Below are 15,475 nucleotides of genomic sequence, written 5' to 3' on the forward strand. Positions count from 1 at the left end.
CGGCCTCGATTATCGGTTATAAATCGTTATTATTTGTTTATAGAATCTCATAAGCACAATCTAGCCATGCCACAGCTCCGCAAAGGGGCAGCGGCTATCGAGGGGGAGATTGAACGATGGCGCATGGCGCGCGGCCGAACGTGCTGCTGATCACGGTGGATCAATGGGCGGCGGATCTCATGAGCCATGCCGGCCATGCGGTAATCGAAACACCGACCATCGACGCCTTGGCGCGCAACGGCAGGCGCTTCACGCGCGCTTATGCGGAGGTGCCGATCTGCATCCCATCTCGCCGCTCCCTGATGACGGGAATGACAGCCCGCCGGCATGGCGACCGCGTCTTCCAGCCTGCTCTCCCGATGCCGGAAGCCGCGACGCTCGCATCGACGTTTCGTGCTGCAGGCTACCAGGCGCAGGCAGTGGGCAAGCTTCACGTCTACCCTCCGCGTAATCGCATCGGCTTCGACGATGCGATGGTCGTCGAGGAAGGACGCGGGCAACTCGGGATCGTCGACGACTACGAAATGTTTCTGGCGGATAAGGGCCATCCCGGCGAGCAGTTCCTGCACGGGATGAGCAACAACGAGTATTCCTGGCGGCCGTGGCACCTCCCGGAAGATTGCCATGTGACGAACTGGGTCGCGCGGACAACGGCACGCACCATCAAGCGGCGCGATCCAACCCGGCCCTCTTTTTGGTTTGCGTCCTTCACTCACCCTCATCCGCCGCTCGCGCCTCTCCAATCCTATCTAGCCCGATACGCCCGCCGGACGATCGACGGTGAAGTCGTGGGAGATTGGGCGGGCGAGGCCGCTCCTTTCGCCCTTCGCGTGATCCAGAACCACTATCCTTCGCTGCCACACGAGCAAATGCAGGATGTAAAGCGGGCCTACTACGCACTCTGCACGCATATCGACCATCAGCTGCGGGTGATCATCGGGACGCTGCGGGAGGAGGGAATCCTCGACGACACCATCGTCGCCTTCACGAGCGATCATGGCGATATGCTGGGTGACCATGGCATGTTCGCCAAGCGGTGCTTGCTCCAACGCTCCGCTGCGATACCGATGATCCTGATGGGGACGGCGAACTGCCAGCGTCTGAAGCCGGGCACGCTCGACGATCGCCCCGCCGCGCTGCACGACGTCATGCCGACGCTGCTAGATCTGTGCGGCATTGCCACACCTACGAGCTGCGACGGGGTTTCGCTCGTCGGTGAACACGAGCGCGATGCGCTTTATGGCGAGTCCCTCGAAGGCGAGCAGGCGATGCGCATGATGGTGGATCGTCGCTACAAGCTGATCTGGTATGTCGCTGGCAACCGGGTTCAGCTTTTTGACCTGGAGCGCGACCCGCGGGAAACCACGGACCTCGCCGCTGATCAGGCTCATGCCGGAATCCGCCACGACCTGACAGAAAAGCTGATCACACAGCTCTATGGCAGCGATGAGGATCTTGTACGGAACGGCCATCTTGTCGGCCTACGGGAGCCCCCGATGGCAGCAAAGCCCAACCGCGGCCTTTCCGGTCAGCGCGGCCTGCATTTTCCCGCTGTTCCGATAGATCCTGATCCCAGTCGCGTCGTGGGCGCGTCATGAGGGAGGGTCGTTCCGTGGCCAGTCTCTCGGCCAGCTATCGAGAGCTCGAGGGGCGCCATGTCGTGATCACCGGGGGCGCCTCCGGTATCGGATTGTGCATGGTCGAGAGCTTCCTGGGCCAAGCAGCGCATGTCACGGTTATTGACCACGACGAGCATGCACTGCGCTCCTGCGCGGAGCGATTCGGCGACGGCAGAGCGACATTCAGGTGCGCCGATCTGTCTTCGATTGCAGTCGCAAGCACGACGATCCGCGACTGTGCCGCCGTAGCTCCGATTGATGTGCTGATCGCGAATGCTGCGAACGATACCCGCCATAGCTGGAACGGCGTGACGGAAGAAAGCTGGCGCAACGTACTGGCCGTCAATCTCGATCACCAGTTCTTCTGCGCCCAGGCTGCGGCCGGCGATATGGTCGGCCGCGGCCGGCCTGGCGTCATCATCCTGATGGGATCGGTGGCTGCCCGTCGTGGTCGCCCGGCCATGATCGGCTATCTGACGGCGAAAGCGGCGATCGACGGCATGGTCAGAGGCCTGGCACGCGAACTCGGACAAAAGAGGATCAGGGTCGCCGGGCTCGTGCCGGGCGCGATCGAGACGGAACGTCAACGCCGCCTGTGGCGGACGCCGGCGTCGGAGCAATACCTCCTGACCGAACAGGCGATGCCGGTCTTGCTCGACGGATGGGACATCGCCGCAATGACGCTGTTTCTTGCCTCGGATGGCGCACGCGGCTGCACGGGGCAGATCTATGTGGTCGATGCCGGGCTTTCATAAGAGCCCAACCCGAAAAGAGTTGAGCAGTTTCAGGTTGTGATTCCGTCAGGTTGCGAGACTTGATGGAGGCCACGATGTCCTGGACCGAAACCGCTCGGCGTGATCATGCACGCCGAGGGCTGCGCTATTCAAGCGATCTGACCGACAGCCAGAGCGTCAAAACCACCGAAAGCGGCGGTGTTCGCGGCTTCGACGCCGGCAAGAAGATCAACGGCCGCAAGCGCCACATCGTCACCGACACACTCGGCCATCTGGTCGGGCTCGTCGTCCACGGCGCTGATGTCCAGGATCGAGACGGGGCGTCGAGGTCCTGGCCTCGATCCGCCATTGCTATCCCTGGCTGCGTCACGTCTTCGCCGATGGCGGGTACGGCGGCGACAAACTGAAGGGACGCTTGACCAAGGTCGGCCACTGGAGCCTACAGATCATCAAGCGCTCCGATCACGCCAAGGGCTTCGAGATTTTGCCGCGGCGATGGGTCGTTGAACGCACCTTCGCTTGGCTCGGTCGCTGCCGCAGGCTCGCAAAGGACTACGAAAAAACCATTGGCCTGACAGTCGAACGGCGTGCCGTGATCCTGATCAAAAAAATGGCGTTAGACGCCGACGGCTTTATGAGGATCGGTACGCGCGAAAGCTCCATCTTGGCCGAGGCACGACCTCGAGACCGGATACGTTGGCGCAGACTGAAGAGCCGGAAAGAAATCCCTTGCAGGCCGGGCGAGCCATACGTTTTTGAGCGTGATCCCGTGCCGGCGGAAGAAGCGCCAGAGCCCGGCGATGCTGGCCCCGACTTGCCTCTCCGCCAGCGCGGCCTTGATCTCGGCGAGCGTGATGTCCCGGTTCGCCGCCACGATCTCCATGATCGCGCGGGCCTGGCGTTCCATGGCTTGGGAGCGACGGTCCCCGCCAAGCGCCTTCGGGCGAGGCGCACCACGTTCGCGCTCACGCTTGCGCCCGCGGCTGACGCTGGCGGCGCTCACCCCAAAGCGATCCGCCGCCTCCCGATGGCTGGCCCCTTCCGCCACCGCCCGCAGAACTCGAATACGAAGATCGACCGAGAGAGCCTTCGACATGCCTGCCGGCCTCCGCCCGGCAGATAGTCTGATGATGTGGACGCCCCCGCCCCACCGGCGGCGCTATGGTGCCGATCCGGGTGCCGAAGCAACGAGAGGAGCGTTCGCATGACGATCAAGACGATTGGACTGGACCTGGCGAAGAGCGTTTTTCAGGCGCACGGCGTCGACGCGGACGGAGCGACGATGCTGGTGAAGAAGCTGCATCGCAAGCAGATGCTGCCGTTCTTCTCGAAGCTTTCGCCTTGCCTGATCGGCGTGGAAGCGTGCGGAACAGCGCACCATTGGGCGCGAACGCTCTCGGCGATGGGGCATGAGGTTCGCTTGATCCCGCCATCCTACGTCAAGGCATTCGTCAAGCGCGGGAAGAGCGACGCGATCGACGCAGAGGCGATCTGCGAAGCGGTCCAGCGGCGAACCATGCAGTTCGTGCCGGTGAAGACGGTCGTTCAGCAAGGCATCCTCATGACGCATCGGGCCAGATCCCTGCTCGTTCGTCAGCGCACGCAGGCCGCCAACGCCTTGCGATCGCATCTGGCCGAACTGGGGCTCGTCGCCAATCCCGGCGTCGCCAATCTGGCAAGGCTCGCCGAGCAGGCGCTCGCTGGTCAGAATGTGCTTCCCTCCTTCGCCCGTGCGGCGCTGGAGATCATGCTTCGCCAGATCGTGGCGCTCGGCCAGGAGATCGCGGAGCTCGACCGCCAGATCGCCGCCTGGCATGCCGAAAGCGAGGCAAGCAGGAGGCTCGCCGCCATCCCAGGCCTTGGCGTGATCACGGCGACCGCGGTTGCGGCCACAGTCACTGATCCCGATCAGTTCCGATCCGGCAGGCAGTTCGCGGCCTGGCTCGGCTTAACGCCACAGCAAAAATCGACTGGCGGCAAGACCAGGCTGGGCGGAATCTCCAAGCAGGGAGACCGCTACCTGCGCCGATTGCTCGTCGTCGGCGCCACGGCCGTCATCCGGCATACGAAGGACAAGCCGACGCCGATGGCCGCGTGGATCAGGAAACTGCTTGAGAAAAAGCCCTTTAACAGCCCGTTGACGAAGTCGCAGTCGCCTGATTCCGTCTGAACATCGCGATTCGGACGGGGGGCGTGTGAGATGGCGATGCGGCGGGAGACCGGGTCTCAGTGTGATCTGGTCGTGACCTGGGCTGAGATGCCGCGGTCGCCGGGGCATGCCTTTTACGACAGGCTGCAGAACTTGCTGATCGAAGCTGGGTTCGACGCCTTCGTCGAGGAGGTCTGCAAGCCGTATTACGCGCCGCGCATGGGCGCGCCCTCGCTGCCGCCGGGCCGATATTTCCGCATGCACATGGTCGGGTATTTCGAAGGCATCGACAGCGAACGCGGCATTGTGTGGCGTTGCTCGGATTCCTTTTCGCTGCGAGATTTCCTGCGTCTGGCGAACCGGGACAAGGTTCCCGATCACTCGTGGTTGTCGAAGACGCGCTCGCGCCTGCCGCATGAGGCGCATGAGAAAGTGTTCGGCTGGGTGTTGAATCTCGTCGCCGAGCGCGGTCTGGTGAAGGGCGAGCGTATCGGCGTCGACGGTTCGACCATGGAAGCCAACGCCGCGCTGCGAACGATCGTGCGCCGCGACAGCGGCGAGACCTATCGCGCGATGCTGACGCGCATGGCGCAGGAGAGCGGCATCGAAACGCCGACGATCGACGATCTCATCCGGCTCGACCGCAAGCGGAAGGGCAAGAAGCTCTCGAACGAAGACTGGACGAGCACGACCGATCCGGACGCCAGGATCGCGCGGATGAAGGACGGGACGACGCATCTGGCTTACAAGCCCAAGCACGCCGTCGATCTCGACACCGGCATCATCGTGGCGGCCCCGATTCATCCGGCCGACGAGGGCGATACGACGACGCTCGATCCCACGCTGGAGGCGGCGGCGCGCAATCTCGCCGATGTCGGCCTTGCGCCGACGCCCGAGGCCCCCTGCGAATTGGTGGCTGACAAAGGTTATCATTCACGCGAGGGGCTGAAGGACCTTGACGGCGGCGTCTGGAAGACGCGGATCGCCGAGCCGAAACCCTCGAAGGGGTATTTGCGGTGGCATGGCGATGAAGCGGCGCGGGAGGCCGTTTACGCCAACCGCGCGAGGTTGAAATCCGGTATCGGGCGGGACGCGATGCGCCGACGCGGAGAAATGGTCGAGCGCAGCTTCGCCCATGTGCTCGATCGCGGCGGCATGCGCCGCGCGTGGTTGCGCGGGCGCAGGAACGTTCATAAGCGCTACCTGATCCATGTCGCGGGGTTCAATCTCGGCATTCTGATGCGCGCGCTGTTGGGGTACGGGACGCCAAGAGAGGTTGCGAGCGCCAAAGACGCGTTTTTGTTCGTCATTCAGACCGATGTCGCGCTGGCCATCGTCATCATCGCCGAAATCAACGGCGCACCGGCGTTCCTCGCCATCGCGGCCCCGGCAGAGGCCGCTTGATCGAACTGCGACTTCGTCACCGCGCTGCTACAGATCATCAAGCGCTCCGATCACGCCAAGGGCTTCGAAATTTTGCCGCGGCGATGGGTCGTTGAACGCACCTTCGCTTGGCTCGGTCGCTGCCGCAGGCTCGCAAAGGACTACGAAAAAACCATTGCCAGCGCGGAGGCGTGGATCTTCGTCGCAAATCTCCGCATCCTTACAAGGCACGTCGCAAGGTACTGCTATCCCTCATAGAATTTTGAGTCGGGCACTCAGATATCTTGCACCTCGCCGGGTCGGACATCATAGGCAATGCGGAAGCCGGTATTGCTGGAGGCGCTGTCGGGCGACAGGCCAATGCGGGCGGCGATCCTATATCGATAGCAATAGCTCTTATGGCAGAGGAACGAGCCACCCTTGAGCACCTTGTCGGCGTTCTTCTTCGCCTCTTCGTTTCGCATCTTCGCCTGTCTCGACAGCGAGTGGACGCGGAACGGATCGCTCGTCCATTCCCAGACATTGCCGGCAAGATTGTAGAAACCGTCCTCGGTCGGCATGAAACTGCGTGCCGGCGCGGTGCCGAAGAACCCATCGGTCAGCGTGTTCTGATGCGGAAAACGGCCCTGCCAGATATTGCAGAAGACCTTTTCGTCGGTCGGTTCCTCATCACCCCAAGGATAACGGCGGCGGCGGCCGCCACCGCGTGCCGCGTGTTCCCATTCCGCTTCGGTCGGCAGGCGACCGCCGACCCAGGCCGCGAAGGCCACGGCGTCGTTCAACGAAACCTGCGTCACGGGATGATCCATACGACTGTCGATCGAACTGCCCGGGCCTTCCGGCATGTTCCAGATCGCGCCGTCGACCCGTGCCCACCAAGGGGTATGGGCGAGATTATCGGCAATCACCTTGCTGCCGTGCAGCAGGCCAGCAAACACCGCAGCGCAACCGAACTTCTCTGCCTCGGTGACATAGCCCGTAGCCATGACGAACTCGGCGAAGCGCGCAACAGTCACGGTTTCCGTCTCCAGGAAGAAGTCGTTGACGGTGACCTTTCGCTCCGGCCCTTCGCCATCGACGAACAGGATCGCTTCGTGGGTTCCGACGAAGGTCTCACCGCCCTTGACTGCAATTACCTCGCCGGCCCTGCCGCGCGCCGCAATCTTCGCGGTTTCGCCAGATCCTTCGTTTCCATTGTTTCGGCTGAGTGCCGAACAGCATTCACTCATGTTCTCTTGTCGAACCTTCTCATCGCGACGAACGGCACTTCAGAACACTACCTGCCGCTGTCGAAAACCATTTCGAGATGGAACATGTGCGAGCCGCTGCGTGGCGTTGGCGCCAGTGCTCCCGTTGCACGCAACTCCTTTCGCGTCAGGCGATCGTGGGTCGCAGGTTCGATGCAGAACACGTTTATCCCTTCATGGGCATTGCGTAAGGTCTGAAGGAAAGGCAATTTCCGACCATCGTATTTCAACCGGAAACGAGCGCCGCCATCGGCTGCCGCCGCAAGCTCGACCTTGGACACCGCCGCGCCGGACGGGCGGGTCTTGATCTTGTTCTCCGCCAGGCAATCTCCGGAAATATCCTCGCCGTTGAGGCTCACGGTACTCATGGGCGTCACGACCGGGAAGCCGAGGTTGATGTGATACATCGCCATGAGTGGAAGGTCGCCCGACAGCACCGTGACGCGGTCGGAAACCACCAGCGAGCGGCCGCCCAGCGGCACGTAGATATGCCGCTGCAGCCGGATCGCACCATGGTTCAGATCGAACTGGGTCACTTCCGCCTTGACCCGGAAGAGGCACTCGTCACCATCCCAGACCGTGTCGGTGGCGATGATCTTGGAAGGCATGTGCATCATATTGCCGTGAAGGGGAAAGCTGCGCTCCTCGTCAATCTCCGGCTGACGGACGTGGTCGAAGCCGCAGGTCGCCATCAGGCCGGAAAGCGCATTGTTCTCGCCGATGGCGTAGGGTGCCGGCGTCCCCATCGGGCTGATCCAGCCGAAGGGGATGTTGTCGCACCAAACTTGGCCTATATCACAGCAGCGGTCCGGCAGGAGATCGATGCGCAGCCCGCCGCCGCTGTCGATTTGGATGAGCCGCGTGCCGCGGCCAGAGCCGTCATCGACCGTCAACTTCTTGAAGCCCGCCACATGCATGAGATCAGGGAACACCCGACCGAGTTCTTGCTTCGTGAAGGACTGGCCGAATAGCATCACCATTTCAACACCCGCGCATAACTGGCCGGATCGTCATTCGGCCAAGAGGTTGTCGCCGCTTGCGGCATCGAACACGTGCCAGCGGTCGGAAATCGGCCTGACGCTCAGGACATCATTCGCCGCGGGCACCGCCGCTACGCCTTCGGGCACACGCACGCCGATCGGCCCAAACGAGGACTGGCCAAAGATGAAGATCTCGTGCCCTAGCCATTCCGTGACATTAACGTCAACTTTCAAGGCGCCTTTCGATCCAGCCGGAACGATCTCAAAATGCTCCGGCCGAACTCCGACCTTCACCTGTAGACCGGGCAGCGACGCAGCGGTGAGCTTCGACTGACGCTCCGGTGAGACCGGCAGGTGCATGCCGCTGGCGCCACCGAGTTGGAAACCACCGTTGACCGTTTCGACTTGGCCGAGCAAGAGGTTCATCTCCGGCGTGCCGATGAAGGTCGCGACAAAACTGTTATTCGGCCTCAGATAGAGATCCTGGGGCGAGCCGATCTGTTGCAGCTTGCCATCCTTCAGGAGCGCGATGCGGTCCGCCATCGTCATCGCCTCCACCTGGTCGTGGGTGACGAATATCGAGGTCGCATTCAGCCTTTCGTGCAGGCGGCGGATCTCGATGCGGGTTTGGGCGCGCAGCTTGGCATCGAGGTTGGAGAGCGGCTCGTCGAAAAGGAAGAGCTTCGGATTGCGCACGACGCAGCGTCCCATGGCGACGCGTTGGCGCTGGCCGCCGGACAACTGTCCCGGCTTGCGGTTTTCCAGTCCCCCGAGATCGAGCATGGTGACTGCGTCCTTGACGCGTCGGTCGATTTCCGTCGGATCCTCGCCTCGCATCCTGAGTGCAAAGGACATGTTGTCCTTGACGGTCATGTGCGGATAGAGCGCATAGGACTGGAACACCATGGCAAGATCGCGCGCCGATGGATCGAGGTGAGTGATGTCTTCGCCATCGACGCGGATCTTGCCGGAGGTGGTTTCCTCAAGCCCGGCGATCATCTTGAGCAGGGTCGATTTCCCGCTGCCAGAAGGGCCGACCAGAACCAGAAATTCGCCGGAATTGATCTCGAAATCGATGCCGGGGATGACCTCTACCGTCCCGTAGGATTTGCCGACTTTCTGAAGCTGCAAGTGTGCCATCGGGTTTCCTATTTAACGGCGCCGGCCAAGAGGCCACGCACGACGAAACGCTGCCCAAACATGATGAATGCCAATGCCGGGATCATTGAGAGCATGGATGCAGCCGCCATCTGTCCGTAGAGGATCTGGTGTTCCTGGGCGAAGGTCGCGATTGCGACCGGGGCGGTCATCGTTTCCTTGTTGGAAAGGTTGAGCGCGATGGCGAAATCACTCCAGGCCGAGATGAAGGCAAGAGCGCCCGCCGCGGCCATGCCGCCGAGCGACAAGGGGAGAATGAGATGGCGGAACACTTGCGCATAGGTGCAGCCGTCGAGCCTGGCAGCTTGGACGAGTTCATTCGGAATGTTCATGACGAAGCCTATCATCAAAAACAACGCCATTGGCAGCCCATGAACCACCTGGGCCAGGATCAAGGCTGTATAGGTGCCGTGGAGGCCCGCCTGCGTGAACATTACGTACCAGGAGCCAACAAAGGTGAGCGTCGGCAGCATGTGGAAGACCAGGGCCCAGCCGAGCAGGATGAATGTCACCCAGCGCGGTGGCTGGAGGCGCGCGACCGTGAAAGCGGCAACCGTTGCGATGACCAGCACCAGCAGCGTCGAGATGACGGACACGACGGCGCTGTTCCATAGGTTCCACAGAAACTGAGACTGCCGGGAATTGATAATCTGCTGGTAATTGATGAGCGTGAAGGGCGCGATGGTGGTGCCCATCAGGATATCGATCTGCCGTTTGAACGAGTTCGACAGGATCCAGACCATTGGGCCGAGGATGATCAGGGCATAGCCCCAGGCGATCAGGTTACCGCCAATGCCGCCGAGGCTTCTCATGGCGCTCATGCGGATACCCTCTGCTTGCGTCGCCGGCTGACAACAGTATTTGCGAGCACGATCAGCACCGCGACGCCCAGGATCGTCACCAGTGACATGGCCGATCCCATGCCTACGCGGTCCTGCGCGAAGAAGACTCGGTTGATGGAGAAGCTGATGACTTCGGTCGCCGTGCCGGGACCCCCACCCGTTAGCAGGAAGATCTCGTCGAAAACCTTGAAGGAGAGGATCATACGGAATGCCAGCGTTATAAGTATGGTCGGCATCATCAGCGGGATCGTCACATAGCGCAGTTCCTGCCAGCTGTTCTTGACGTCCAGCTTCGCTGCCTCGAACACCTCCTGGTCAAGGGATTCCAAGCCAGCCAGCGTCAGCAGGAAGACGAATGGCGTCCAGTGCCAGACATCGACAATGATGACGGACATGAGTGCAGATCGGGGATCGCCAAGCCAATCCACCATCGGCAGGCCGAAGAACGCGAGTAACGAATTAACGATGCCGAAGTCGCGTCCAAGGAGAAGGCGCCACATGGCGCCGATGACGACCGGCGGAATGACGATCGGTAGCAGAAAGACGGCGGTCAGAACACTTCTGCCGATTTTCGAGGCGCGGCGCACTGCAAGCGCCATCGTGAAACCGAAGATCATCTGAAGGGTTACTGCGCAGACCGCAAATACGATCGTGTTCCTCACGCCCGCCCAATAGACGCTTTCGCCTGTGAACAATTCGTGGAAGTTCCGCAACCCTACGAACTCTACGACTGCCGAGCCCGACAGCCACTTGACGTCCGCCAGGCTGAGATAAGCAAGATTGAAGACCGGCCAAATCGACAAAACGGCCAGGACGATGATGGCCGGCGCAAGAGAACCGATTCTCCACCAGAGGTTAGCGCGCTCGATTCTCGCCGCGTCCAATGAACGTGTCGCCATTGTGAGAAAACTACTCCATAGATAAGTGTCCAGGACATTTATCCCGGGCACAGATGTGGTTCACAGCATCTTGGGAGGAGTGAGCTTGTAGCCGGCCGCGGTCAAAATCTGATTCATTTCAGTTGCTGCTCCATTCAAGGCATCCTTGGGAGGAATCTCGCCGATCAGAGCCCGATTGAGATAAAGCGAAATGACCTCCTTCAGGCGTACACCCTCCTTGAGGGGTGTATTCATCTTGGCGACGTCCGCATTTTCCGAAAACGCCTTGATGAAGCGGTAGGCAGGATCGCCCGCCAGCTTGGTGTCGCCGAGATCCTTGCGGATCGGGATTCCGCCCGCTTCGGTATAGCCGACCTGGGTATCCTTCTCGAGGAACCACTTAAGGAAGTTCAGCGCCGCTTTCTGGTTGGCTTCCGGCACATTCTTTGGGATGCCCGCCATCCAGTGGCCAGCTACCGAAGCACGCTGACCGTCCGGTCCGGCCGGCAGCAATGCAGTTTCGATTGTCTGAGTGACGATCGACTTGTTCGGGTCCTGAAGGTCAGCGACGGCGGCTATGACCGCGATGCCCTGAGCCGCCTTGCCGGTGGAGAGAAGCTGAATCAGTTCGGCCTGGTCCATAGCGCCGGCATTTCCTGCTCCGACTTCCTTGTTCAGCTTGATGAACGTTTCCAGAGCCCGAAGCCCGTGGGGGCTGTTGAGCGTGACCGAATAATCCCCATTTTCCGGCTTGGCGAAGAAGCTTCCGCCGTGGCTGAAAAGGAACGGTGAAAAATCGAACAGGATCGACTCGCGAGTTCCGCGGGAGATAAAACCGTATACCTTGGGCGGATTGTGCAGCGCCTTGGCGTTCGCCAAGAGCTCATCCCAAGTCTGCGGCACTTTCAGCCCTGCCTGCTTGTAGAGGTCGCTTCGATAGTAGAGAACCAGGACATTGCCGTTTGTTGGAACCCCGTAGAGCTCACCCTGGGGATCGAAACTGTTCGTCTTCGCGTTCCAATTGGCCGAGTTGCCAAAATCCAGTACGCCTTCCGGCAACGCAAAACTGGAATCGATTTCCTTTAGCGGCCTCAGGAAACCGCCAGCATACATCTCGGCGAGCCCCTGCGAATTGATATTGATGATGTCGTAGGATCCCTGCTGGGCCCGCACTGAGTTTCGCATCTTGTCAACCATGCCTCCAAAGGGCGTCACATTGAGCTGAAACTTGGTGCCGGTTACCTTCTGGTACTGATCGACCAGCGATACGAACGAGTTGAGCCAAGGCGACTGGCTAATCAAAATCCTGATCGGTGGTGCATCTTGTGCAAAAGCTGGCGCCGCAAGGTATGCTGACAGCGACAGCCCAGCCAGCAATTGGCCTAGCGTCCTCCTAGTATATTTACCATTTCTTCCGCCGGACATCCCGGTTCTCCTCCCTGATTGCACTCTTAGTTAGGAATTCCTCAAACCCATCCACTCGAAGAATTCTGGCGTGGCGGCATGCTGCCTAAGGATCGTCGATATGCTGTCCTTGAGGCGCTCTGCCACGTCGGGCGCGGCCAATGGGTTCTGCTGATACGGGTCGGCCACGTTGTCATAGAGCGCCGACTTGAAGCTGAGGAAGTGACTGCGGTCGCCGCCCGGCGGCCGGCGAGCATCATTCAAGGCCCGGATACTCAACACCGGCAGTCCCTTGGTGAAGTCCATCGACTCGTGAAGCTCTGCCGTTTTCAACTCGTTCAGAGCGAAAAAGCTGTGCAGATGCATCGGCATCAGGGTGTATTCCCTCAGGTTTTCGTCGTCGAGATCGGGCGGATAGAGGAAGTATGTATGCCTGCCATCCGTGACGCCGATCGCGCCGCCGAACATCCCGAATATGACCGATCTCTCTTGGTCTCCCTCCTCGACGAGATCGAGAACTGACGTGCCCTGCACCTCGGGTGGGACGTCCTGGCCGAAGAGCTTCAGGATCGTCGGCATCAGATCCGGCGTTTGCGTTACCACATTCGTACGCGTGCCCTTGCGGGCACCGAGATCCGGATGATGCACGATCAAGGGGATGTGCGAGATTTCCTCGTAATATGGCATCACGTTCTTCGCCCACCAGTTATGCTCGGAAAGGAGGTAACCGTGGTCGGTGGTCAGGATGAGGCAGGTATCGTCCCAAAGATTGTGCGCGTCGAAATAATCCAGGAGCCTGCCGAAATACTCGTCGCACATGGCCACGAGAGCCGCGTAATTGGCGCGGATCTCGGCGACCTCGTCCTCGCTCTCCGTCACCGGCGCATATTTCGGCCAATCGATAATCGGACCGTTATAATTGGTCTTCAGGCCCTCGCGAAAGCGCTTCGACGTATAGAAGGGTTCGTGCGGATCGAAGCATTCGAGATGCAACATCCAGTTGTCGGCGCCGCGATTGTTGTCGAGGAATTCGAAAGCCCGGTCGAAGCATTTGGCTACCGGGAAATCCTTCTCTTCGTTGATGAACTCCCGGTTGATCTGGTGCTGCAGCCGGTTCGCTTGGTTCGGACCGTTATAATGGTGATTGGAATATTGCTTCCGGAACCGCTCCAGCGGTGGCCGCACCAGCGCCTTCCAAGTATCGTATTCTTGGCCGCGGACGAAATCCCAGGTCGAGTAACGGGAATGGTATGTGGCTCCACCGTCTTCGAAATAATGAAAGTGATCTGTCAGGAGATGCGTATAGACACCAGCATTCTTCAGGAGCTCCGGCATGGAATTGTCGAAGGGCTCCAGGGGGCCCCAGGACCGATGCATGAAATTGAGCCGCCCCGTATGCAGGTCGCGCCGCGCCGGCATGCACGGAAGGCTACCGACATAATGATTATCGAAAGACAGAGCGCGGGCGGCGAACCGATCGAAATTCGGCGTGGGAACCGCCCTCCCGCCATAACAACCCAAAGCCAGCCTGTTCAGTGAGTCGAACAGCACAAAAACTGCGCGCATTAGCAATCCTCCATAGTGGAAACTAGCGGTGTCTCTGGGCTTGCGCTAATACCTCTCACATCAACGTCGATAATCGGGGGATATCGCTCATGACGATGCATCACATCTGGAGGCTGCATCATTTCCTCAGTGTGGCAGAGCAGGGCAGCTTCCACGCCGCAGCGCGAACGATCAATGTCAGTCAGCCGGCGCTGACCAAATCGATCCGCCTGCTCGAGCAAGATCTCGGCTGCGCGCTGTTCCTGCGGCTGCCAAGCGGTGTGCGGCTGACGGAGTCCGGCGAATTGTTCCGGCACCGGGCGCGGGAAATCGAGGCGGCCTGGAATGCGTCGTTGGTGGAGCTGAAGGTGCAAACGAGAGGTCTAGGGGGGGAGATGCGCATTGGCGGCGGCCCGGTCTATTCGACGGTCTATTTCCCGAACATGCTGGCGGACCTGCGCTCCAATTTCCCGAACCTCCGGATTGCGGTATCGACCGGCGTGGGTGCCGATCTATTGCCATTCTTGCAGCGTGGCGATCTTAGGGCCTATGCGGGCGGCATTCCGAGCGAGGTCGATGGTCTTGGGCGCGATTTTATCACCGACATCCTCTACGACCAGGAAAATTCGCTCTTTGCCTCGCATCAGCATCCGCTATTCAACGGGGACGACATCACGCCGCAAAAACTTCTGGAGTTTCCATGGCTTAGCTTGTTCAGCGGCGGCTTGGCAAACGGCAAAATCGACCGCTTTTTTGCCGGCCAAGAGCTTCCGGCTCCGCAGCTCGCGCTCGAATCTCATTCGCTTCAGATCGCGCTGAAGATGCTCATTGAGCACGATTTCATCGCCTGCATGCCGGTACCCCTGGCCCAGAGCTATTCGGCTTTGCAGCTTCGCGAGGTCAGTCTGGAGGGCTTCCGCTGGAGCATTCCGACCGGCATCACCTATCACAAATCCTCGAAGGATTTTCCGCCGATAAAGGTGATGCTGAAGCTCCTGAAAAAGGCGACGCCGTTTGCGGCCAGCAGTTGATCCACGAATGACGCCCTGCACACGAGACTGCGTTGACCGGAATTGTTGCGTAAGCTCATACCACCGATAGATTTCTGGCGGCGCATCATGGGCCTTGAGTTCACCCACCACCAATTCGACGAGCCGCACCTGCTGGCTGGGCATCCAGCGAATGGACAAGATCAGCGAACTGCGCGAAAGGCCGAGATCAAGCCGAATTGATAAAGTTTCCTCTACCTCCAGCTAGAATCAAGGGCGCCAGTGCTGATCGCAATTCAGCGCAAGCGCCGGTTCCGGCGCTTGCCCACCGCGTCGAAACACGCGGCGGCCGTCCCGCGATGATCAAGGCTCGGTCAGCGTACCTGTGACCAGCGCTTCAACTTTTCACGGCGCCGGTCGTTAGCAGGCTGAGGAAAAACCGGCTGTTTGCGCTGGATGGTCGGGGTTGAAGTCAGTTTGGGTCGGCTCGGATGGCGGCCCAACGCCTGTCGGCTTTGACCGGGGCGGACTTCGGGCCTGGGTTTTC

12 protein-coding genes and 3 pseudogenes are annotated in these 15,475 nt (G+C 60.4%); 7 read left to right on the forward strand and 8 right to left on the reverse strand.

What is annotated here, in order from left to right; translation table 11 throughout:
- Positions 1 to 116 precede the first annotated feature (116 nt).
- The 3 genes and pseudogenes from AE618_RS25665 to AE618_RS25675 form a co-directional block, all read left to right on the forward strand.
- Positions 117 to 1,598, forward strand: a complete 1,482-nt coding sequence (locus tag AE618_RS25665; protein WP_054211906.1) for a sulfatase-like hydrolase/transferase — start codon at positions 117 to 119, stop codon at positions 1,596 to 1,598.
- A complete protein-coding gene (locus tag AE618_RS25670; protein WP_082365587.1) occupies positions 1,595 to 2,374 on the forward strand; it encodes an SDR family NAD(P)-dependent oxidoreductase in 780 nt (259 codons plus the stop codon). Before AE618_RS25665 ends, AE618_RS25670 begins: the two co-directional genes overlap by 4 nt.
- Before the next feature lie 140 nt (positions 2,375 to 2,514).
- A pseudogene (locus tag AE618_RS25675) lies at positions 2,515 to 2,921 on the forward strand (IS5 family transposase); the annotation flags it as partial.
- Positions 2,922 to 3,262: 341 nt separating this feature from the next.
- On the opposite strand, the pseudogene AE618_RS29340 reads toward AE618_RS25675, so the two are convergent.
- A pseudogene (locus AE618_RS29340) lies at positions 3,263 to 3,449 on the reverse strand (helix-turn-helix domain-containing protein); the annotation flags it as partial.
- Between the two features lie 108 nt (positions 3,450 to 3,557).
- On the opposite strand from AE618_RS29340, the gene AE618_RS25685 reads away from it, so the two are divergent.
- The 3 genes and pseudogenes from AE618_RS25685 to AE618_RS27635 all read left to right on the forward strand — a co-directional run.
- On the forward strand, positions 3,558 to 4,523 hold the full coding sequence (locus tag AE618_RS25685) for an IS110 family transposase (protein WP_054211908.1): 966 nt from the start codon (positions 3,558 to 3,560) through the stop codon (positions 4,521 to 4,523).
- A gap of 132 nt (positions 4,524 to 4,655) precedes the next feature.
- Entirely contained in the window at positions 4,656 to 5,906 is a 1,251-nt protein-coding gene (locus AE618_RS25690) for a transposase (protein WP_197280887.1), read from the forward strand.
- A gap of 27 nt (positions 5,907 to 5,933) precedes the next feature.
- Positions 5,934 to 6,143: pseudogene (locus AE618_RS27635) on the forward strand (transposase); the annotation flags it as partial.
- A gap of 17 nt (positions 6,144 to 6,160) precedes the next feature.
- Here the strand turns inward: AE618_RS27635 and AE618_RS25695 are convergent.
- The 7 genes from AE618_RS25695 to AE618_RS25725 all read right to left on the reverse strand — a co-directional run bounded on the left by AE618_RS25695 (position 6,161) and on the right by AE618_RS25725 (position 13,960).
- Complete coding sequence (locus tag AE618_RS25695; protein WP_054211910.1) at positions 6,161 to 7,114, reverse strand: formylglycine-generating enzyme family protein; 954 nt, start codon at positions 7,112 to 7,114, stop codon at positions 6,161 to 6,163.
- A gap of 47 nt (positions 7,115 to 7,161) precedes the next feature.
- Positions 7,162 to 8,106, reverse strand: a complete 945-nt coding sequence (locus tag AE618_RS25700) for a DUF4432 family protein (protein WP_248311024.1) — start codon at positions 8,104 to 8,106, stop codon at positions 7,162 to 7,164.
- A 36-nt stretch (positions 8,107 to 8,142) separates the two neighbouring features.
- Complete coding sequence (locus AE618_RS25705) at positions 8,143 to 9,252, reverse strand: ABC transporter ATP-binding protein (RefSeq protein ID WP_054211912.1); 1,110 nt, start codon at positions 9,250 to 9,252, stop codon at positions 8,143 to 8,145.
- A gap of 8 nt (positions 9,253 to 9,260) precedes the next feature.
- Positions 9,261 to 10,091, reverse strand: coding sequence for a carbohydrate ABC transporter permease (locus AE618_RS25710; protein ID WP_082365588.1), 831 nt, complete (start codon positions 10,089 to 10,091; stop codon positions 9,261 to 9,263).
- A complete protein-coding gene (locus AE618_RS25715) occupies positions 10,088 to 11,011 on the reverse strand; it encodes a carbohydrate ABC transporter permease (protein ID WP_054211913.1) in 924 nt (307 codons plus the stop codon). Before AE618_RS25715 ends, AE618_RS25710 begins: the two co-directional genes overlap by 4 nt.
- A 60-nt stretch (positions 11,012 to 11,071) precedes the next feature.
- Entirely contained in the window at positions 11,072 to 12,367 is a 1,296-nt protein-coding gene (locus AE618_RS25720; protein ID WP_248311025.1) for an ABC transporter substrate-binding protein, read from the reverse strand.
- Positions 12,368 to 12,445: 78 nt separating this feature from the next.
- The gene (locus AE618_RS25725) at positions 12,446 to 13,960 is read right to left on the reverse strand and encodes a sulfatase (RefSeq protein ID WP_054211914.1); all 1,515 of its coding nucleotides are present in this window, start codon (positions 13,958 to 13,960) and stop codon (positions 12,446 to 12,448) included.
- Between the two features lie 89 nt (positions 13,961 to 14,049).
- Between AE618_RS25725 and AE618_RS25730 the strand changes: the two genes are divergently transcribed.
- Positions 14,050 to 14,970, forward strand: a complete 921-nt coding sequence (locus tag AE618_RS25730; RefSeq protein WP_054211915.1) for a LysR family transcriptional regulator — start codon at positions 14,050 to 14,052, stop codon at positions 14,968 to 14,970.
- Positions 14,971 to 15,475 lie beyond the last annotated feature (505 nt).

The organism is Allobosea vaviloviae (assembly GCF_001298265.1).
Lineage (GTDB): Bacteria > Pseudomonadota > Alphaproteobacteria > Rhizobiales > Beijerinckiaceae > Allobosea > Allobosea vaviloviae_B.